We start from the raw sequence: 19,912 nt of genomic DNA, 5'->3' as shown, positions 1-19,912 counted from the left end.
GATGTCTTAATCTTGAATCTGAGAGCAGGCTATTTTCGACGATGTTGCAGTCGGTGTAAAACTCAAAATGATCCATGATTATGGGGAGGCTAGAAATCACCCTCAAAATCAAAGTCCATATGTTCTGCAGGCTCCTGAAGAAAGTCGCCCTGGATGAAATCAACACCGGTATGCCACAGTGGTGCCATTTCAACAGCACTCTGAACCTGGGGAACAATCACTTTCTGACCTTTTTCCGACAGCGCCTGAACCATTTTCTTGAGCTCTTCGCCCTGATTTTCGCTGGTCAGATCTTTGGTGAAAGACGGATCGACCTTTATATAGTCCAGAGTCATTGAGGCAATGGTTTCCATAGGGTTCAAACTACAGCCAAACTCACTCACTCCAGTACTGCAACCCAACTCCTTGACCGCCTTGAAAAAGTCCGGTGCCTGTCTATTGAAGCGGACAATATTCTGCTCACTGACTTCCACAACCACGGATGAAGCAGGAATACCTGCTGCCTTAAGTGCAACGCCCATCCAGGGCAGGAACTCCTTCTCAAGTATGGCGTTACCGCCGAGGTGCATAAAGAGTCGGATTTTATCCTTTGTGCGGGTTTGGTTCAGAAGCGCTTTTCCTGCTTCTATGACCTGCCAACGATCGACTTTGCTCCAGAGCGCATTTTTATCGAGCTTGTTTCGGAATGCCACTGAGTCATGTTCACGACCTCTGGCATCCACCATATGCAGCTGAACTTCAAAGTGCTTTTCAGAAGAACCTTTCAGACTGACCACAGGCTGGTACTTCAATTTGAAATTGTCATTTTTCAACGCCTGACTGACCATGCCTGCCAGATGCTTCTCCACAGAACTGACCTTATTAATCTTACGTTTCTGGAAGAAACAAATCTTTCCGCCACCTTCTTTTTGAGCCTGTGTGGCAGCATGACGGGCTCTGACCAGCTGAGTATTTAGATCGCTGCTGGAATCGGTCAGTATGACACTCCCCAGACTCAGCTTGACGGGAAGCTCATTTCTTCCCAGTGTAACTCTCTCGTGTGTAACACCCCTGATAACTTGATCGGCCAGCTCCCGCACTGCCTTTTCATCACTGGCCTTAACCAGAGCCATAATACAGTCGCCGCTCCAACTGGCAGCCTGATGTTCTATCAACACCAATCCGAGTCGAGAACTAACTTCCTTGTAGTAAGGCTGGCTGACTCTTTTGCCTCCTTTGGCATGAAGTGCCCGCAGTGAATCGAGAGTAATACAGAGCAAGGCAAATTGGTCTTTACCTGCAACCACTCTCTGCATGGCAACATCCAACTGCTCCTTGAAAGCTTCTTTATCATAGAGGTGGGTTTCACTGTCGGGACGTGCGACTTCAACGTCTTTCTGCCCAATTTCCGAAGTTCCTTCGGATTCCTGGGTTCTCACCAAAACGCTCAGTGTATAACGCCCCTCATAGGAAGTAGGACTGACTATAGCCCTCACAGGCACTTCCTTATCCCGATCAGCCAGCAGTGGACATTGAATGGCTGCCAGTGCCCGACCACTTTCTTCGATACTGTTCAGGAAGTCACCCACTTCCCTGCGATCTCTGCCTGCAACCAGATCAGTAAAGGGTTTACCGACAAGACTGGCGTTGCCATCAACCCCTACCAGCTCATTAAATGCCGGGTTTGAGTATTTAATCTGACCTTCACTGATGTAGATGATGGCATCGACCTGATCATCCAACAGGTGACGCCTCTGCTTCTCTGATTCATTCAGGGCAACACTCATGCGTCGGTAGTGACGGCGGGTATTAAGGTCGGCAATTTCCCGATCGGAAGTCAGCAGAAGCAGTTCATCATTGTCCTGGGTAATGACACTTCTTACTCCCAGCTTAAGCCATTCCAGCTGTTCTTCTTCTTGCTCTTCTTCCTGTTCTTCTGACAACACGATGGCAGGAATATCCCTGCCCTGCTGGTCAACCCGATCAAGCACTGAACTGATTGTTAATCCTTCTGGCAAGCCTGCTGATGAGATAATCAGCAAATCCCATTTCTGATGACCGGACAGGGCTTCTTCCAGACTTTCCATAGCGATGACATGATGAGCACGGGTCGGGTATCCGGCATCCCGATAGACATTCAGCAGTGCCTCGGCTTCTTCAGAAGAAGCATCCACTATCAACAGCCGGACAGTATCCCTTTTTTCCTGCTCCATGGCATTGACCTGATTCAACGAGAGTTTAAGGCTTATCTCATTCTTATAACTGCCATACGCCTGAAATCATTAGCCCCTGCCAAAAAAACACCCTGTTTTTATCCGTCTGGCTTCTTTGTAAATAATTCTACAGGTTCTCTGACCCTATACACAGATCACGAAAACGCACTTCTAAACTAATCAGAGAAGCGCTAAAAACCGGTCAGATGTGATGGAGCAGTCAAACAATGATAAAGCCAGAGCAATAAACAGCCCTGAGCCTGGAGAACAAGGATTTTCATTAATTGAACTGATGATCACTCTGTTGATCGCTGCGATTATTGTTGCCATGGGACTGCCACAACTGAGAGAAATGTCTAACTCCATCCGTTTCTCAAACATTCAGCAAAACCTGCTGTCAAACCTGCTTTACACCCGCAGTGAAGCCGTTAAAACCGGCAACGATACCATCGCCTGTGCATCCACTGACGGAGTCACCTGCGCAGCAGACCCAACCCTCTGGAGTCAAGGCTGGATCATTTTCACCGATGAAAACAGTAACGGCCTATTTGATTCAGGAGTCGATACCTTGAGACGTTCCCAGACAACAGATTCCATCGCCTCAATCACCTGGAGTAACAACACTCCAATCGTGTTTGAGGGAGATGGCACTGTCAATAACACCAGTTCAGGCAATTTTCTCATTTGCGACAATCTGACAACATCCAAGGTTGCCAGGGGCATCACCATTAACCTGTCTGGCCGGGTGCGCTCAACGGACTCGGTGGTCTGTCCATGAGTTCAAAGCGCTCTCAGGCAGGAATGACCCTGGTGGAAGTTCTGATCACAGTGGTCATTCTGGCTTCTGGCCTTTTGGGAATGGCTGCTTTACAAACCCGAAGCATCAGTTACAACAATATTGCCTACTTCAACTCTCTGTCCAACATTCTTGCTTACGACATGCTCGACAGGATCAAAGCCAACCCGGTCTATGGCCTGAATGGGCCCGGTTATTCTGCCAGTGTCGGCAATGTGCCCGCAGCCTATCCCGATGATTGCGACACAGCAGATTGCACACCTGCAGAGCTGGCCCGCTACGACGTAGCACAGTGGAAGTTCATTCTCGACACTCAGCTCCCCGATTCAGATGGCTCAATTGTCAAAACCGATACACCAGAGGGTCGGAACTACACCATCACGATTTTCTTTGATGACAGCAAAGGTCAGCAGCCCCGCCGTCAGGTGATTCTGAGGAGCACGCTATAAAACATGAATAGTTCCAAGCAGAAGGGACTCAGCCTGATTGAACTGATGATTTCGATGTTATTGGGTATTTTCATCATTACTTCGGTCACTCAGGCCTTTCTTAGCAGCAATAACTCCAATCGCTTGAACTTTCAGTTGGGGCTAATGCAGGAAGCGGCCAGAATTGCTGTCAGCTCCATATCCAATGACGTCCGTGTCGCTGGCTACACAGGCTGTAATACCGATGCTGCAATCGGTAATGCTCTGCTTCAAAACAGTGCTCCCCATGAATGGCTCACTGCTGAACAACCGACACAGGGAATGAATCTTTCTGACACGCGGTCAAAGATGGACGCTCAGGCCACTTCGGAAAGCCTGTTGATCTTCAAAGCCAATCCCGACACTGTTTTTGCTATAACCAACCATGACACATCCACATCCACCCTGACACTGGACCGCAACATCGGTTCGACCCTGCCGGTCGGCGGTGCTGCAGTGATAACCCGTCAGGACTGCTCTCAGGTAGCCCTGATAGCCCTGAGTTCCATCGGCGGCAGTACCTTAACCCATACCACCAGCGGTGTCGGCGATTTCAAGAATTGTGTCGCTCAACTCAAGGGCAGTTTTCGTTGCTATGACGGCTCGACGCCTTCCGGCGCTCTGTCATTCAATCCCGGTTATTTGAAGCCTCTGGAATCTGTGGGTTATTTTGTGAAACCGGATAACGGCCTGCCTACCCTGTTCCGAAAAGAAGCAGGCAATGCCTCAGCACTGGCCATAGTGGACGGCATTGAGGATATTCGAATTCATTACGGCCTCGACACAGATAACGACGGGGTCACTAATCGCTATATCAGCGCCGGTGATCGCAGTTTTCGCCATGCTGACTGGCTGCAAACCACCGCCATCCGAATTCATCTGCTGACGCGCAGTGAAACCGAAATCCTCCCTGTTCCAGCACCTCCGCCTGCGCCCCCGAGAACCTATCTTTTCGATGGTCAACAAGTCACTCAGTCGGATCGCTTCTTACGCAAGGAATATGTCATGACCATGGCCCTGAGAAACAGTGGATAATCATGAGTCATATCAGACGACGTCGCGATGAAGACGGAACCGCTCTGCTCTACACCATGATTTTTTTTACACTCATGGTGATGGCGACTCTGACGGCGGTTCAATTCTCAAGCCTTGAGCAAAGAATGTCAGCCAGCTACCGGACTCATCAGACCGCTTTTATCGCTGCCGAAACCGCACTGCTGGAGGCCGAACGCTGTATCAAAAGCCAGAGCAGTTGCAACGATATCAACACGTTCGCCAGCGATTGCAGTAATGGCCTCTGCTTCAATGGCTCTGACCGTAACAGCATTATCAGCTGTAGGGCCGGGAATGCCAGCCCCTGGGAAAGTGCCGCCCTCTGGGCCGATGCCAGCAAAACCATTGTTGCCACCAGTGTGCCTTCAGGAACCTCAGCCCGCTATACAGTGGAATTCCTCTGCTACATTCCAAGAGTCTTGTTTGGGGTCACTCCCAACCCCGCCAACCCTTCCGACTGGTCAAAGCTTTACCGTGTAACCGTGCTTTCTTCGGTCGATAACCTCAATAGTCAGGTCATGTTGCAGTCCACCTACAAACGGTGAACCAGAAGAAAAAGGATTTCACAGTGTTCGTGTTAAAAGGGATCAGTCCGTCTGCGCTTTTTGCAGCCAGAAAACAGCCTTTATCTCTGTTTTCGCTAAAAATCTGTTTATTGACATTCCTGCTCCAGCCCCTTTTCCTGCAACAGGCCATCGCAGCCGCCTCGGACTACGCTGCAAAGCCCAACCAGGGCAGCACCTTTTCACCGCCTCTTGTTATGCTGGCGATGCCGGTGGATCAACAGCTCTTTCAAAGAGCTTATTCAGACTACACCGATCTCGATGACGACGGCCTGATCGATTCAACTTATAAGGACGACTTTGATTACATCGGTTACTTTGACAGTAACTGGTGCTACGCATACAGCAGCTCGGACAAGATGTACCAACCCGTATTGCCAGCAACGGGTAGCAATCAACATTTTTGCCAGGACGCCTCAGCCCCATGGAGTGGTAACTTTATGAACTGGGTGTCCATGTCCAGAATGGAAATACTGAGAGTCATTCTCTACGGTGGACATCGGTCAACGGACTCTGCCACACAGACAGTGCTTAGAAGGTCTTCCCTCTCTACAAACCTCAGTGGTGCTTTTGCCAAAGTTTATTCCGGTGCAGACATTGATAAATACACTCCGTATTCATCACCGGTTTCTTTTTGCAGTCTCTGGGCTGGAGCACCGTCACTGAGAATCGCAGCGGGTCAGTTTCCTCGCTGGGCCACTACAGAAATCAACCAATGTCAGTGGGGAAATGCATTCAGTCCTGCCAGAAGTGCTGAACTGGCGACCCACACTGTCCAGGTAGAAGCTTGTGTCTCGGGCAAAGATGGCAATAATACCGGGCGTTGCAAACAGTACTCCAGCGGTGTTCCCAAGCCCGTTGGCCTGCTCCAAGGCTATGGCGAAGAAAATCAGATTCAATTTGGTCTTATTACCGGAAGTTATGGCCGCAACAGCTCAGGCGGTCTGTTGCGGCGCAATATCAGACAGTTTGCAGGTAATACCGACCCAAATGATGATGAGATCAATCTATCCAATGGCACCTTTAATACCAGCGTTCAGGGTATTATTCACAATATCGATGCCATTGGTTTGACTGCATGGCGTAACCCGATTTCAGAAATTTATCTTGAGGCCATCAGGTATTTCTCGGGAAGCAACGCAGGTTCTTCTGACTTCAGCACCTCAGATGCCGGACGAGGCATGACCAATGAAGCCTGGGTGACACCTATGAGCCAGGCCAATGACTGCGCCAGCTGTGCCATCATTCTTATATCCAGTGGCACCAACGTGTATGACCTGGATGATTTAGACAATAGCATCTCTGATGTCACAGGTCTGAGTAATATCAATGACCTGATTAACCTAACCGACGATCTCGGTGACATTGAATACAATGGCAACCTCTCGGGTAATTATTATTACGGTGGCAGTAACAACCGTTGCACAGCAAAGTCCCTGTCCAATCTTTCAGATGCCGTCGGTATCTGTCCTGAAGCTCCGGACAAAGAAGGGGGTTACGCAGTTGCGGGTCTGGCTTATCACGCTCAAACAACAGACCTGAGAACCGATCTTGATGGTATCCAGAATATTAAAACCTATACCATTCAACTGGCTGACAGCCTTCCCTCCCTGAGCGCCAATGTCAACAACAAGACGGTCAGCTTCCAACCGATCACTTCCAGCGGCTCTTTCCGTGACCTTGTGGTCGATGAGCAGACGGCAGACGGCAAAAAAGGAAAATACACGTTTATCTGGGAAGATTGTCAGGAAGGCTGTGACAATGATTATGACGCCAGCTCCAGTATTGAATATTGCCTTGGCAATGCCTGCTCACCCGCCATCACCGGCAATCAGATTCAGGTCAGTTCCCGCTTCGAAGGGAAGTTTTCTAACGGAAACTACTCTTTTTCCCACAGTATTTTTGGTACCAATAATGATGGTATAGCGTCACCCTACGCGGCGGGCCCCGGTGGTGGAGCAGCCCAGGGTCCCGGAACGCCAGAGACTCAAACCTATGTGGCAACTGGCACTGCGTCCGGTATTTTGCCCAAACCACTGAGGCTGGCAGCAAAGTATGGGGGCTTCAACGATCTGGATAATGATGGTACACCCAATCATGATGCCAATGGTGATGGAGTGCCTGACAATGATTCCAGAGAGTGGGATATCAGAAATAACGCAACAGGTGAACTGGGCGCCGACAATATTCCCGACAATTTTTTTCTGGCGAGCAATCCATCTTTGTTACGAACCCAGCTGGAGCTGGTTTTTAAGGACATCGCCAGCCGTATATCTTCCGGTGCCAGTGCCGCGTTGGTTTCTAACAGTGCCAGCGGTGCAGGCTCGGTCATTCAGGGGCTATTCCGCCCCAAAATAACGGTCAGGAACATTGAAATCAGTTGGGTCGGACTGCTTCACAGTTTATTTGTTGATACCAAAGGTCACTTCCGGGAAGACTCCAATGGTAACCGGACACTGGATGACTATTCGACTGACCAGATTGTGACCTTGTCTTTTGACCCCGCCAGTAGTTCTACTGTTATTCAACGTTATACCTCTTCCGATAATGGTGTAACACTGACGCCTGATGGCAGTACCGCCGATTTGACCTCACTGGCACCTGTCTGGGACGCTCGTGAACGCTTGACGGAAATCAACAATATTACCAGTCAAAGAAACTATACGGCGCTGACCAACACTGGCCGTCATATCCTGACCTGGCTGGATGCCAATAATAATGGCCGTGTCGATGCCGGTGAGGAACAGCCTTTTGTCTCTGCCACCTTCACAGGCAGCAACGGTGACTATTTAGGTGTGAACGCAGCAGAATCGGATAAGCTGGTTAAATTCATTCGTGGCGAAGACCAGACGGATTATCGCTCCCGTTCTGTGGACATCGACAATGATGGCGACCTGGAAGTATGGCGACTGGGCGACATCATTCACTCCAATCCCGTCGCCGTGTCCAAACCGGAAGGGTATTACTCTGACAGCAAACCCTTCAACGGCAACGACGCAACCTTTATCGATTTTCAGAAACACTACGAAAACCGCCGCCAGGTCGTGTATCTGGGTGCCAACGATGGCATGATCCATGCCTTCAATGCCGGTTTCTGGGACAAAGACAATCAGCGCTTTGACCTGAATCATGATCCCTCAGAAACTCAGCACCCCCTGGGTGGAGAACTCTGGGCGTACACACCGATGAATTTATTGCCCCATCTTCGCTGGCTGTCAGAACCGGATTATCCCCATGTTTATTACATGGATGGCGAACCTTTGATTTTTGATGCCAATATTTTCACCCCGGATGCGGACCACCCAAAGGGCTGGGGAACAGTGCTGCTCATGGGCATGCGGCTGGGTGGAGGACCCATTGGCGTTTCAGTCAACAGTACAACCCGGACAATGCGTTCTGCCTACGTCATGCTGGATATTACTAACCCGGAAAAGCCTCCGAAACTGCTGGCAGAAATTACTCATCCGGAGTTGGGCTTTACCACGGGCCGACCCGTGGTGGTACAACGGCGAAAACCCAATGCTTCCGGAGACTATAATTTCCCCACCGAAAACAACTGGTACCTGGCCTTTGGCTCAGGTCCGACAGGCACAGGGCCCAGCGGTATACGACAAGCTCTGGGCGATGCTACCAGTGACCAGAATATGAAAGTGTTTGTCTATGATCTAAAGAGCAAAAACTTTCTCAGCGCTTTTAACCCAATGGACAGTGGTATCGCACAGGCTTATGCCGGCAACATGGCCACCGTGGACTGGGATCAGGACTACTATGACGATGCCATCTACTTTGGCAGTGTAGAAACCGCAGGCAATCTCAGTGGCGAACTGCTAAGGATCAACCTGGCAGACCCTCTGGCTGCAAACTGGACACTGGGCACCTTAACCCGCCCACAGCGCCCTGTTAGCGCCCGTCCCACGGCAGTGACCAACAGCGATAATGAGCGCTGGGTCTTTGTCGGTACTGGTCGTGAGTTGACCCGGGCAGACAGTCAGAATACTCAGCAGGAGTTCTTTTTTGGTGTTAAAGAACCCAAGCTCAGTGGTGTGTTCTCTTATGGCACGCTGCCCTTCAGCAGCCTGATTGATACGACGGATATTCAAGTGGAAGCCGATGGTGACCTGAAATCCGGCTTTACCGTATCGCCGGGCACGACAGTGAGTAACTTTGAGTCCCTGCGCAACAGCCTGACCACCGAAGCCGGTTGGAAAAACCGACTGATCCATGACGGCAAAAATCCCAGCGGTAAAAGTGTTAGCTCACCGGCTAATGCTTTTGCCCTGCTGCTGTTCACCGAATACCAACCACCTGCTGATCAGTGTCTGGTGGATGGCACCAGCTTTCTGAATGCTCTGCACTATCAGACAGGCACGGCAATACCCGCCAGTATCCAGCAAGTGCTGACTGCGGGTGGTTTTACTGACGATACGGTATCGGAAAAGAAAATCAGCCTGGGAGCAGGCCTGGCACCGGCTCCGGTAGTCCACCAGGGCAGTGACGGCAAAACCAGCATTATTATTCAGGGCGGTGCCGGTAATATTTCCAGCACCAATCTGGAATACACACTGACAGATGATGGCCGACAATCCTGGCGACAGATATTTAATATCCCCAAGTAGGAAGGCTATAGCGTAAACGGCCATGTGCCAGAAGAAATAATTCTAAGGAGCTGAGTTATGGATAACGAGCCAGTGCCTACTATAGGCAATGGATTCAGTCTGATCGAGCTGATGATCGTCGTTGCTATCATCGGCATTATTGTCGCGGTTGCCATTCCATCCTATCAGCAATATGTCTTTGAAAGTCGCAGGACAGACGCCCATATCGCCCTGACGACGGCGGCCGCAGAACAGGAGAAATTCTACACCTACGACAATGCTTATACCACTGATATCAACAATCTTGGTGGAGCTACTTCTCCGGACGGGCACTACACCATCGCCGTAACGGCCACCAATACCACCTATACCCTGACAGCCACAGCAAACAGCAGCAGCAACCAATTTGAAGATGCAGACTGTCGAACCATCACCTTAAATCAACTTGGGGTCAAAGCCGGTTTTGACAGTGCCGGGACAGCGTTTTCAGAATGTTGGTGAACCGGAAAGAGCTATTGCCAGGAACCGAGTGGCGTTCGTGTACCACGACTATTGATAGTCAGGTTACCGTCCGGGGCCTGAACACCCTGAGGGGTCGCAGTCAGTAATACACACTGTGAAATAGTCATAGAAGAACACGCAGCTGCACTGATTAAGTAATGACCATTCTCGGACACCACTTCATTGGCACCATTGATGGCGTAGCCCAATTTTGAGAGATCAGTAGTATAAGCCAGTTGTTCGGTAAAATAGCGTTCCTGCTGCTGCATAATCGTCAAAAGGGACGATATGCCTTCGCTGCGTCGGGAATGCATCACATGTTCGTTATACGACGGGACAATGATTGCGGCGAGAATACCGATGATGGCCACCACGATAATAATTTCCAGTAGTGTAAATCCCTTTACCTTTCTCACTGTTTTTCCCTCCAGAACGTTTTGTGGAAAGGTATCGAACCCGCTTCCCTGAGAATATCCTGAAAACACTCCCCACCCACACAGATATCTGCGCCTTGACTGCTACGGTTAAGAATGACGGGCGCTGGCGTCAGGATATCATATCGTAGCTCTCTCTTGCGGTCGCCTTTAACAACCTGACTATTGCCATCAAGATCAACTACTGCACTGGCATTATCAATGTTCAACACATAGAGAAAGCTGCTACCCCCACTACCAGGCGCGTAGGTAGTCAGGGTCAGGACATTATTGAACACAGTGGGCCTGCCCAGCAGCTTTTCTCCAGACACCTCAAAGCGGATATACCAGCCTTTCAAGCTACCCAAAGAACTGCGGGCCGTTGCCCGCTGAACCCCATTCCCCTGCTGTACAAGGTTGGCCGTGGCATCGTAGAGCGCTGATTCATCAATGACTGAACCATTGTTGTAGTTATAACTGGCAGGAGCGTCGTAAATGTTGGGATCCCTGAATACATAAAGCCGATCATTGACCTGAGTCCCCAGAGGTTTCGCCCTGAAACCACTGCCTACGACAATGTTCAAATGATCAACCGATCTTGACAGCGAAACATCCGGCCTTTCATAAAACCGTCGGGCATCGGCACTGGAGCTGCCAGAGAAGTTGGCAATTCGCCCTCCCGTGGCGAAGTTCGAGGCTCCGCTGTTATTCTGGTTAACATCGAATCGCCAGACCTGACCGCCAATGTCCACCGCAAAAAAGTAATCCGTCAGCCCATCGTTGTCGATGTCAATGACCGCAAGATCAGCAGGAATACTGTAATCCATATCCGACAGGTTCAGGTTGGTACCGCTGTTACCGGCAGACCAGAGCTTCTGGCCTGTTTCGGCATCCACCATATAGATGGCCCGGCCGATGTCATTATTGCCGATCGTCGTCTGTTCATCAGTATCCTGATCGTAGCCAGCACCAAATAACAGCACTTGTCTGTCAGAACCATTAAAACGAACCTTTGCCAGCGTTGGGGCTGACCAGGTCTGGCCCAATTCAGGAAAATCAGGGTTATTTGCAATGCTATCTGCCTGATTGTCCCTGTCCTGGTCCCCTCGAATCACCCATTTCAATACCGGACTGTTCCTTTCAGTAACATCAAGAGCGTAGATATTACTGCCGCCGCGCCTCATGGTGAGATAAAGATAGACATGCTCTCCAGAATCGGGACTGCCATTATTAGTCTGAAGCACATCGCCATCACCGTTGGCATCATTTATCCATACCGTCATAGGGCCATCCATGCCGTAGGGCTTGGCCGGCTTAGTCACAGGGGGAGGCGGTATCTGAGGGGTGCTCCTGAGCCTGCAGCTCTTATCAAGGGGGACATCACCAAACTTATAGCGATACTCACAAAACTCAGGCTCTAAACAGGTTCCCGGGGGCACAGAAAGAGAATAATTATAGTAACAGTCACCGTCCGACTTTGGTATGCTATTTTTAAGACGGCAACTCTGTGTATGATGAAGATCTAAAAATCGATACTGATAACTGCACCAATACTCGGGAATGCATTTACCGGGTATTCGGTAGTCCCAGACACAACCCGCATCGGAAGATGGGCCGCTATAGTGGTCCCCCCCCCCTACCAGATTATCTTTGTAGAGTTTAAGGTTAACGAGCAACTCTTTAGGAATAAATGAGAACTCGGTGCTGCCATTAGCGGTATTTACACCGTGTAAAAAGCCGTCGTTGGTGGTGAAATAGACAGTTCGATCCACCACTGAGCCAACACTGTTCTTATAATAGGTGATCACTTTTGGCTGGGTATGAAGTGGATCACCAATACTGGTTCGATTGTCCGTAATGGAACCGTCCCTGTCTTCGTCGTCAACATCAACCCCTCTGGCCCACTTGAGAACATTGGTGCGGTTCGTTGCCGACCCACTCCCGGACAAAGCCAGAAGCCCGGTGGTAATCCTTGAATTATTCTCACTGACACGATTACCCGAAGCACTCAGGATGAGATTGTTACCAGTGATAATATTGGAAACCACCAGCCGATTTTGACTCAGATGGGCAGCCATCCCCCCTTCACTAACAGAGCCACCATCATAAGTATTTCCCCAAAAGCTTTTGGAAACGCCGCCAAAAAATCCGGTGGATGAATTGATAGCCAAATTACCATTGGCATCATAAACCTGATTATCCGAACCCAACCGGTAACGCTTGAGGTTGCCGCGCCAGCTGGGGCCATTCTCAGTCCGCAGCACGATATAATAGAGTTCATCAGAGCTTTGGAGAGCGTTTGCAGCATCACTGACCGATCCGGGTGCCGCAAACCCCAGGGTATCGGTCTGACTGTTATTGTATGCATTGATCAGAAGATCTGTGTCGTCGGACTTTACCTTTGACAGCCAAAACAGACTGAGAAGCAATGTAAGAAGTAGATGATGCATTAAAGGGGAAATCCTCCGTCACGCGCTCTTACTTCTCCATCGGCAGCAAAGCCTTCAGATTGATTCAAAGTGTGGTCACATAGATAAAGCCCAGGGTCTGACTGGATTGTGCGCCTGCCTTGAGCAAAGTAGCGACACTATCAATTTCGAACATCAGCCCCATGTATTTGCCCAGGCTGTAGCCCGGAGGCGGTGGTACCTCACCGATATATCGGAGAGTGGCAGTCTGGCAGATTTGAGTCGAGTTAGGGCAACCTGTCTGGTCCTGTACAATGGTCAGGCTGACATTACTGGCCTTGGCATCCAGTAAAACACTGGGGTTGTCGATAAGGTATTTATATTGTCCATCCAACTCACTGTACGCTACCTGATAGACCTGTAATCCTTTCTGTTCATTGCTGACCGCCATTTCTTCAAAAATAGCCATTTCCATGACAAACAAACTCGAAAATAGCAGCACCAGCATAATGATCATGGTCATAAGCATGATCGCACCCTGTTGCCTGGCTCTGTGAATAGATCTCATACTAGAATCCGGCGTTGTTAAGTTTATAGGCTGTGGTAAAGACATATCGGGGGCGTCCATCGTTAAAGGTCAAAGTATTACTGTCCAGAATGTTGTACGTCCGCGTTCGCTGTTCAAATGAGCGAGCCTGCTGACCAGAATTCACAAGTATGCCCAATCTGATACTTCTGACATCCCGCCAGTCACTGACCGTACTGGCCGACAGATACTGATGTACATTATTCGTATTGTTATGGGTAACGCCATAAAGAGCCTGGAGACGTTCAACACCACTGATCACAGCCCTGGCTGCACCTCTGGCTATAGAGTTTGCCGGGTTGTAGCCCCGGCAGAACAGAGTATCAATATTGTTATTAGCCGGATCAGGAGCCACATAGTAAACATTGGCCGTCAGCTCATTCGCCGGAACGGTGTTACCCGCACAATCTTCACTGTTCTGAGGTAGAAACTGGACAGCCACCTGATCACTGTTGTTACCGCCACCATCAAATGTACATTGTGCCGCGCTGCCACATCTGCCAGTAAAGAATGGCAGCACCAGACTATTCACTTCATCGCTGTAGCCTGCCTGTCTTAGAGCACGACCCAGCAGATACAGTGTATGCCGCCCATTTTCCTGGGCCAGGGCAAGATCTTCCTGGAAATAGGTAGAACGACTGCTGTTCAACATCAGTTTTAAAAAGGTGCTGCTGACTAACAAACCGATCACAAGCGCCAGCATCAGTTCAATCAGCGACAACCCTTGCTGTCGGAATAAGGATTTTCTGATCATTACCGTAGATATTTCAGAGTCAGTGATTTCTGAGCCAGAAACAAACTACCAATGCCGCCTCTGGCTTCCCATTCAAGGGTTATCGACACCGTTGCACCAGAATTACAGGGGCTGGCTGAACAGCTGACAGTCATCTGCTGGTCGGATAGTCTGGCATTTCGGCACATGAGATCATGAACATCAAAATCAGCCATTTCATCAGCCGTGCAGGTGTTGGCAAGGCATTGTCTGGGAGCAGGCCCGGCACAATAGGATGAGAGATTACTGCTGGCGGTCTGGGCTCTACTCTGGTAACGGCCTGACTGCACCCCCTGAACATTCACCTTCATACGTTCAGACATCTCATTCGCCAGCCAGAGCGCCTGAGAACGTTGCAGGCTGTCTTGAGTTGCTCTGGTGGCCTGAGCCTGCATTCCCGCCATCCCAAGAATGCCTACCATAAAAATCACCACACTTATCAACACTTCTATGAGACCAAAGCCTTTCTCTTTGCTCTGTGGAACCTTTCTGTACGTCTTTGTATGTGCTTTTAAGTGTGCTTCCATCAACAATTACCTGTGGAAGAAGATTTTCGAATTTGTCCAGTCGTTGTGACCGATACGGTTTTAATTGGAGTGCCCAATCCTCCCGTGGGACAAACTCTGATAGTTCGCACCACTGAAGGGCTGCCCCTGGGGGTAAATGTCAATGTGTTACCGGCATTCAGATTAATCGTGACATCACTGTCAATTTCTCCGTATACCCTGATAACGTCCTCACCCGTATCAACCGAACTGTTATTGTTGGGATTAGTGAAAACCATCCAGCCTGCTTTCCAGTTGCTGCCTGAAGTATCGCAACTTGTGCCGTTTTTGCTTCGACAGAGACTGATATTCACGCCTCTTTTTATCGCCTCACTGCGAGCCACCACCACACTACTGAAAATACGTTGATTGTAAAAATCCAATCGAAACGATTGCACAAGCGAATCCAGGGACACCGTTATGGAACTAATGATGCCGACCAAAAGAATGGTGATCATCATCTCGATAAGGGTCAGCCCTTTCACAAGCCCGGGCCGGGTAATTGCGAAGCGATGCCTGAACACAACCTGCTTCCTTTGCTGAATGACACTCCAACTTTAGGAAAAAAAGCAAGACCAGAGATTCAGGGAATGACAGGCGGCTTATCCAGGTGTGAGCCGGATAGCACCTGATAAAAAGGCTTCAAAGAATTGACACGAATCGGGAGATTAAGGGCTTCCCCGGGGAATGCCAAAGATCTGTCGTCATGACATTCTGCCCGAGGTTTGTGAATTCAGTTCGTGATTGCTGATACCGCCTCCGGCTTCCTGATGGATATCGAAAGACGATGTAACCCAGCTCCAGTTTGACTCTTTTTATGAAAAGGTCACGTCCCGGCTTAGAAAGCAGCCGAATACGTCAAACTGACCAGCTCAGAGCCATCACCCTGACCGCTATAGTTATAATTCAGCCCCAACTTGCCATTGCCCAATTCCATAACGGCGCCCAGATTAGCCGTAGCAAAGCCACCTTCATCCACATAGGCTCCAGGCAGGTTGTACTGCCCAAAATTCAGATTGGTATTGGTGACGTTAATGCTCTCAAAGCCACCTTCCTGCTCATCGGTATGATACATCTCGGCGTTGAAGGCAATAGTCTCCGTGAGCTGCATACTACCCATAAAACCGGCACGCAGCTGCATGCTTTCTGTGGATTGATTCCCCCATTTGTAATTGGAAATTTCTCCGCCACTCTCGGTATAACCGTTAACAGAAGCATGAATGGCTTGTAATCCGAGAACGGGACCAAAAACAAACTGAGACGATTCATCGAGCAGGTTATAGCCAGCCAGAAGATCCAGACCAACAGCATGGCCTTCGGTATCCCCTTTGGCAGTATAAGACTGCGAACCTATATTGAAATCACGCGCAAGATCTGCATAGTCCATATTGGTATAACCCAGTGCACCTTCTAAAAACCAGGCACCTTCACGATAACCATAAAGAATATTCAGACCATAATTGTTTGCCTCAAACGATGAACCATCGACGTCCAGCTCATTCTGTCCCAGAGTAACAGCAATACCCAAAAAATGGTTGTCATCCAGGCCTTTGATCAATCCCACAGTGGATGAATAACGATCATCGTCGGGACTTAAGCCGCCATCCAGCTCATTGGCCCCCGAAGCGCCACTGATAAACCAGCCACTTTTTACATCCTTCCAGCGGGACTGACGCATTTCATTGGTAACTGCACTGAATTGACTGCGAGCTGCACTCAAGCCCATCTGCGGTAACAACCCCACTTTTCTGGGGGCTATAATGATATCCGCCATGTAATCTGCAGCCAGAGCATGGGTTTTGCCGGTGGGGTGCAAAAAATCATTAAAAATCAGGCTGTCAGGGTCCGGAGCAGTGCCATCAACCCCATAGACCGGATGCTCGAAGCATGTGCTTGAAGCACCAGTACCCGCCTCACCATTGTCATAACAGGTATACACCTGATCGATTGGAGCGACGGTGACAGCTGCATCGACGCCTGAGGCAAAACCAAATTGATCAGCGTCCCTGATAATAAGATCAATAAAACCCTGAAAATCTACCGGTATGACATTGGCACTGGTTTGGTTGACAAAAATTTCAAGCGCCTGGTTGTAACCAGCAGCAGCAGTACTTGCCCCAGTGGCCTGATTCGGATCAGCCAGAGCAGCCAGTTGAGTAAGGGGAATCCGCCCCATATCAGGCAAATTTGCCAACATAATATAGTTGGCACCAGCAGCACTCAGAGCACCCACCGCTGTAGCCATATTCTGGGCTGATGCCTGAATCGCAGCCGCTTGATCGGGCGCGCTCGACCATGTTCCCCGTAAATCATTCCCCCCACCATCGAGCAAGTAAAGTGCATTTCCAGAGGCCGAAGGGTTATCAATCAAGTAAGAATTAAAATTGCTTCCTCCACTGACCGTAACAGTATTTGCATCATCCTGAAGGGCAACCCCACCAACAATAGAATCCAGAACATCGGCGGTTTGATAGCCCCCGACTGCATAGTTATTACCGCCATTGGCAAGAGTATCAATATCCAATCCCAGGGCCTTAGCCAGCAATTCAGTCGCTATGACTCCGCCATCATTTGTCGCATAAGACAGGTTGCCTGTATCCAGCAAGCTGTCACCAAACACGTAAAAGTCACTGAAGGGCTGCTCGGCCTGAGCACCAAAAGATACGACTGCAGCCACAGCCGCAGATAGAATTTTCCGCTTCATCTTCTTTCCTTATTATTATTGTGATGATTTTTATATGCAGTATTGTGAGGCTATTTTTATCACTGCGACCAGAATTTAGCAATCAGTCATTAATAATCGGCATATGCCGCCGACTCACTTTTCCTGATTTTCTCAAGCAGCTAGCTCATCAGTCTTTATTGTCTTTCTTTGAACTTTTTTTGGATTTAAAGGTCAAAATATACTCAAGGAACACAATACTTCAGGGATTAAGTATATGAATATATCGCAGTCTGGAGCCTTCAATGGCCCCTCCATCGGAAATGAGCCCTACTCGCTACAGGACAGCGTTGCCAGACTGCCTGGCAGCAACAACGCGGCAGAGGTTTATTTACCAGCTAATCGCGAACATCACTACACGGGTTCAGAGCAACCTGTTGTACAGCGCAAGGTTTCTAACCTTGCCCTCTTTGACGGGCCTGGCCCAGTATCCGCTTCAGGTCATGATATTTACCTGACGCCACTGTCCACAGCTGTACATCTTCGGGAAACGCTGCAGAACCTTATCAAAACATTGCATTATCAAAAAATAACCATCGAAAAGTCTGACGTTAAAGAACCGGAAAACCAGATTGAAGAAACGAAGGAGGATGATAAAACCGATGAGGCACTCAATATTTTTATCGGTTTTATATTATACAAGGAGGGCCTCCAGGAAGACCGTGGTTTTTTTGCAAGAGAACAAAATCGATATTTGCCAGACCAGACAATCGAAGCCAGACGGGTTACTGAGATCTGTGATGTCCTGAAGAAAATATTTCAAGAGCATTCAGAAGGAGTAAAATCTAACGAGAACTATTTTAAACATGAAGGTCTTAATTATGATCTCTCTGAAATGCTGATTGATTATCTTGCGGAAACCGGTTATATCCCAGTCTGGAAGAATTGCGATAGTATACCCTGGGCTCTTCGCAGGGAACTGTTTGAATTTTTTGAAACTATCCTGTCGCATTACGGCAAGTTTTCCGAGCTAATCGCTATATTTGGTTTTATTTACAAACATGAATCCCATTTTATTGAGATTGCCAAAGCTTCTGCTGACAGTCTCAATAATAATTTGTTGTCGTGTGTTTTACGCATCGATGATGACCTGCGCGAAACATTCAACAAATCGATAATGAAAGAAATATTTGAACGACGCTATATACATGTTATTGACAACCTGTTTGCCAAAAAGTCTGAATTCGTGGGGAGCAGCGAGTACCCATTGATGAGTCCATGCCTTAAATTTGGAGAAGAGTTCGAATACTATATTAACACTTTATCGGGCTCAAAAAGTGAAGCGAGGCGTAAAGCCCTGTATCCTCTTGGAGAGCACCTTGAAGAGCAGGGCTTTAAGTTCCTTGGTTGGATTGAACCATACAAGAGGCGGTATACCCTGAACAGTGATTTTGAGATTACCTCGTTTGTGGATACAGTTGAGTGTCTTGAGATAAACTGCAAGCCATACCACTTAGATGATAAACAAGCCCATGACTGCTTTAAAAAGGTGATTAGTGCGATTAACTTCATGCGCAACAATAGGGTTATCAGTTATAGCTCCGGGCACAAACATGTTGATGTGTTGAGTGCAACGGGCGGTGATCCCGCAATTATCATGGCAATCGAATGTGAATTACAAAACAACCCCTATTTACTCAGATTTTTCGGTAATGAAAAACGGATTGTCTCAGATAGCGAGGCGCAATGGCATAAAACATTCAATGATTTTGAGAAGCTGAAGGATATCGCGATAGTCAGGATGAATCAAATGATTGCCCATTACAATACGAGACTAATGGATGGGGATTATTGCAGCAGCAATTTGCAAGGAGCAACCGATGAAGAAAAAATGGAAAACCTGAAACAGTTTACTGGTTTTTACAGTCGATTTGTTCAGATGACCGACTTTCAGCATATGACCGGGAAATGGAGGTGTATGCCATGTGAAGAAAATGATGCACTCGCAGGCGCTGCAGAAAAGTACATGGCGATCTCGTTATTACATATCAACGGAACAGCTGCCATCAATGCGCTTCCAACAATGGAATTCCGTTTTTTCCGCTGTCCGAAAACAGCTGAAGAGGTACAACTGGTCAATGAATTCTTGCAGGCCTGGTTTCAATATATCCACCAGTGTCGGCGTGACAATATACCTCTGGAACCCGTTCCTGCTGACATCAAGGCATCCAAAGATTATTCCCCTGAAGAAGTGCGGAGCTGCAGTCTTGCCTATCTCGAAAAAATAGGTCTGGATTCACGACGTTATCTGGTCTTTATGGATGCAGAATAATGGCTTTATCCAATTGAAAAGAAAGGC

Annotated in this window: 15 protein-coding genes; 7 read left to right on the top strand and 8 right to left on the bottom strand. The window is 48.7% G+C overall.

The annotated features are described in order from the left end of the window. Window positions 1-89: 89 nt before the first annotated feature. Window positions 90-2,192, bottom strand: a complete 2,103-nt coding sequence (locus ACOJUN_RS16165) for an EAL domain-containing protein (protein ID WP_422132966.1) — start codon at window positions 2,190-2,192, stop codon at window positions 90-92. 211 nt (window positions 2,193-2,403) lie between these two features. On the opposite strand from ACOJUN_RS16165, the gene ACOJUN_RS16160 reads away from it, so the two are divergent. The 6 genes from ACOJUN_RS16160 to ACOJUN_RS16135 are packed head-to-tail and all read left to right on the top strand — an operon-like array spanning window position 2,404 to window position 10,167. Beyond that, the gene (locus ACOJUN_RS16160) at window positions 2,404-2,970 is read left to right on the top strand and encodes a GspH/FimT family pseudopilin (RefSeq protein ID WP_422132965.1); all 567 of its coding nucleotides are present in this window, start codon (window positions 2,404-2,406) and stop codon (window positions 2,968-2,970) included. Beyond that, on the top strand, window positions 2,967-3,437 hold the full coding sequence (pilV, locus tag ACOJUN_RS16155; protein WP_422132964.1) for a type IV pilus modification protein PilV: 471 nt from the start codon (window positions 2,967-2,969) through the stop codon (window positions 3,435-3,437). The genes ACOJUN_RS16160 and pilV (ACOJUN_RS16155) overlap by 4 nt, the downstream gene beginning before the upstream one ends. Before the next feature lie 3 nt (window positions 3,438-3,440). After that, the gene (locus ACOJUN_RS16150) at window positions 3,441-4,490 is read left to right on the top strand and encodes a PilW family protein (RefSeq protein ID WP_422132963.1); all 1,050 of its coding nucleotides are present in this window, start codon (window positions 3,441-3,443) and stop codon (window positions 4,488-4,490) included. A gap of 2 nt (window positions 4,491-4,492) precedes the next feature. Continuing rightward, window positions 4,493-5,053: a pilus assembly PilX family protein gene (locus ACOJUN_RS16145; protein WP_422132962.1), complete on the top strand. Its 561-nt coding sequence runs from the start codon at window positions 4,493-4,495 to the stop codon at window positions 5,051-5,053. A 23-nt stretch (window positions 5,054-5,076) separates the two neighbouring features. Then, window positions 5,077-9,687 (top strand): pilus assembly protein, encoded by a 4,611-nt coding sequence (locus ACOJUN_RS16140; protein ID WP_422132961.1) that lies wholly within the window; start codon window positions 5,077-5,079, stop codon window positions 9,685-9,687. A gap of 57 nt (window positions 9,688-9,744) precedes the next feature. Then, window positions 9,745-10,167: a type IV pilin protein gene (locus ACOJUN_RS16135; RefSeq protein WP_422132960.1), complete on the top strand. Its 423-nt coding sequence runs from the start codon at window positions 9,745-9,747 to the stop codon at window positions 10,165-10,167. A gap of 11 nt (window positions 10,168-10,178) precedes the next feature. Here the strand turns inward: ACOJUN_RS16135 and ACOJUN_RS16130 are convergent, their stop codons facing one another. The 7 genes from ACOJUN_RS16130 to ACOJUN_RS16100 form a co-directional block, all read right to left on the bottom strand. Next, on the bottom strand, window positions 10,179-10,583 hold the full coding sequence (locus ACOJUN_RS16130; protein WP_422132959.1) for a type IV pilin protein: 405 nt from the start codon (window positions 10,581-10,583) through the stop codon (window positions 10,179-10,181). Then, complete coding sequence (locus tag ACOJUN_RS16125; protein WP_422132958.1) at window positions 10,580-13,030, bottom strand: pilus assembly protein; 2,451 nt, start codon at window positions 13,028-13,030, stop codon at window positions 10,580-10,582. Before ACOJUN_RS16125 ends, ACOJUN_RS16130 begins: the two co-directional genes overlap by 4 nt. A gap of 64 nt (window positions 13,031-13,094) precedes the next feature. Beyond that, window positions 13,095-13,556, bottom strand: coding sequence for a hypothetical protein (locus tag ACOJUN_RS16120; RefSeq protein WP_422132957.1), 462 nt, complete (start codon window positions 13,554-13,556; stop codon window positions 13,095-13,097). A 1-nt stretch (window position 13,557) separates the two neighbouring features. Then, window positions 13,558-14,328: a PilW family protein gene (locus tag ACOJUN_RS16115; RefSeq protein ID WP_422132956.1), complete on the bottom strand. Its 771-nt coding sequence runs from the start codon at window positions 14,326-14,328 to the stop codon at window positions 13,558-13,560. Next, window positions 14,328-14,873, bottom strand: a complete 546-nt coding sequence (pilV, locus tag ACOJUN_RS16110) for a type IV pilus modification protein PilV (RefSeq protein ID WP_422132955.1) — start codon at window positions 14,871-14,873, stop codon at window positions 14,328-14,330. The genes ACOJUN_RS16115 and pilV (ACOJUN_RS16110) overlap by 1 nt, the downstream gene beginning before the upstream one ends. Further along, complete coding sequence (locus ACOJUN_RS16105; RefSeq protein WP_422132954.1) at window positions 14,873-15,415, bottom strand: GspH/FimT family pseudopilin; 543 nt, start codon at window positions 15,413-15,415, stop codon at window positions 14,873-14,875. Before ACOJUN_RS16105 ends, pilV (ACOJUN_RS16110) begins: the two co-directional genes overlap by 1 nt. 314 nt (window positions 15,416-15,729) lie before the next feature. Continuing rightward, window positions 15,730-17,595 (bottom strand): autotransporter domain-containing protein, encoded by a 1,866-nt coding sequence (locus tag ACOJUN_RS16100; RefSeq protein WP_422132953.1) that lies wholly within the window; start codon window positions 17,593-17,595, stop codon window positions 15,730-15,732. 235 nt (window positions 17,596-17,830) lie between these two features. Here ACOJUN_RS16100 and ACOJUN_RS16095 point away from each other — a divergent pair, with 235 nt between their 5' ends. Further along, window positions 17,831-19,885, top strand: coding sequence for a hypothetical protein (locus tag ACOJUN_RS16095; RefSeq protein WP_422132952.1), 2,055 nt, complete (start codon window positions 17,831-17,833; stop codon window positions 19,883-19,885). Window positions 19,886-19,912: the final 27 nt, after the last annotated feature.

Source organism: Endozoicomonas sp. ALD040, assembly GCF_049275945.1.
Classification (GTDB): domain Bacteria; phylum Pseudomonadota; class Gammaproteobacteria; order Pseudomonadales; family Endozoicomonadaceae; genus Endozoicomonas_A.
The sequence above is the reverse complement of the archived record's forward strand: the minus strand, read 5'-3'. Positions and strand labels throughout refer to the sequence as shown.

What these genes read in the sequence shown, in the direction of transcription:
- ACOJUN_RS16165 (WP_422132966.1), bottom strand. Translation starts at nt 2,192, where the DNA reads ATGGAGCAGGAAAAAAGGGATACTGTCCGGCTGTTGATAGTGGATGCT.
- ACOJUN_RS16160 (WP_422132965.1), top strand. Translation starts at nt 2,404, where the DNA reads ATGGAGCAGTCAAACAATGATAAAGCCAGAGCAATAAACAGCCCTGAG.
- pilV (WP_422132964.1), top strand. Translation starts at nt 2,967, where the DNA reads ATGAGTTCAAAGCGCTCTCAGGCAGGAATGACCCTGGTGGAAGTTCTG.
- ACOJUN_RS16150 (WP_422132963.1), top strand. Translation starts at nt 3,441, where the DNA reads ATGAATAGTTCCAAGCAGAAGGGACTCAGCCTGATTGAACTGATGATT.
- ACOJUN_RS16145 (WP_422132962.1), top strand. Translation starts at nt 4,493, where the DNA reads ATGAGTCATATCAGACGACGTCGCGATGAAGACGGAACCGCTCTGCTC.
- ACOJUN_RS16135 (WP_422132960.1), top strand. Translation starts at nt 9,745, where the DNA reads ATGGATAACGAGCCAGTGCCTACTATAGGCAATGGATTCAGTCTGATC.
- ACOJUN_RS16125 (WP_422132958.1), bottom strand. Translation starts at nt 13,030, where the DNA reads ATGCATCATCTACTTCTTACATTGCTTCTCAGTCTGTTTTGGCTGTCA.
- ACOJUN_RS16120 (WP_422132957.1), bottom strand. Translation starts at nt 13,556, where the DNA reads ATGAGATCTATTCACAGAGCCAGGCAACAGGGTGCGATCATGCTTATG.
- ACOJUN_RS16115 (WP_422132956.1), bottom strand. Translation starts at nt 14,328, where the DNA reads ATGATCAGAAAATCCTTATTCCGACAGCAAGGGTTGTCGCTGATTGAA.
- pilV (WP_422132955.1), bottom strand. Translation starts at nt 14,873, where the DNA reads ATGGAAGCACACTTAAAAGCACATACAAAGACGTACAGAAAGGTTCCA.
- ACOJUN_RS16100 (WP_422132953.1), bottom strand. Translation starts at nt 17,595, where the DNA reads ATGAAGCGGAAAATTCTATCTGCGGCTGTGGCTGCAGTCGTATCTTTT.
- ACOJUN_RS16095 (WP_422132952.1), top strand. Translation starts at nt 17,831, where the DNA reads ATGAATATATCGCAGTCTGGAGCCTTCAATGGCCCCTCCATCGGAAAT.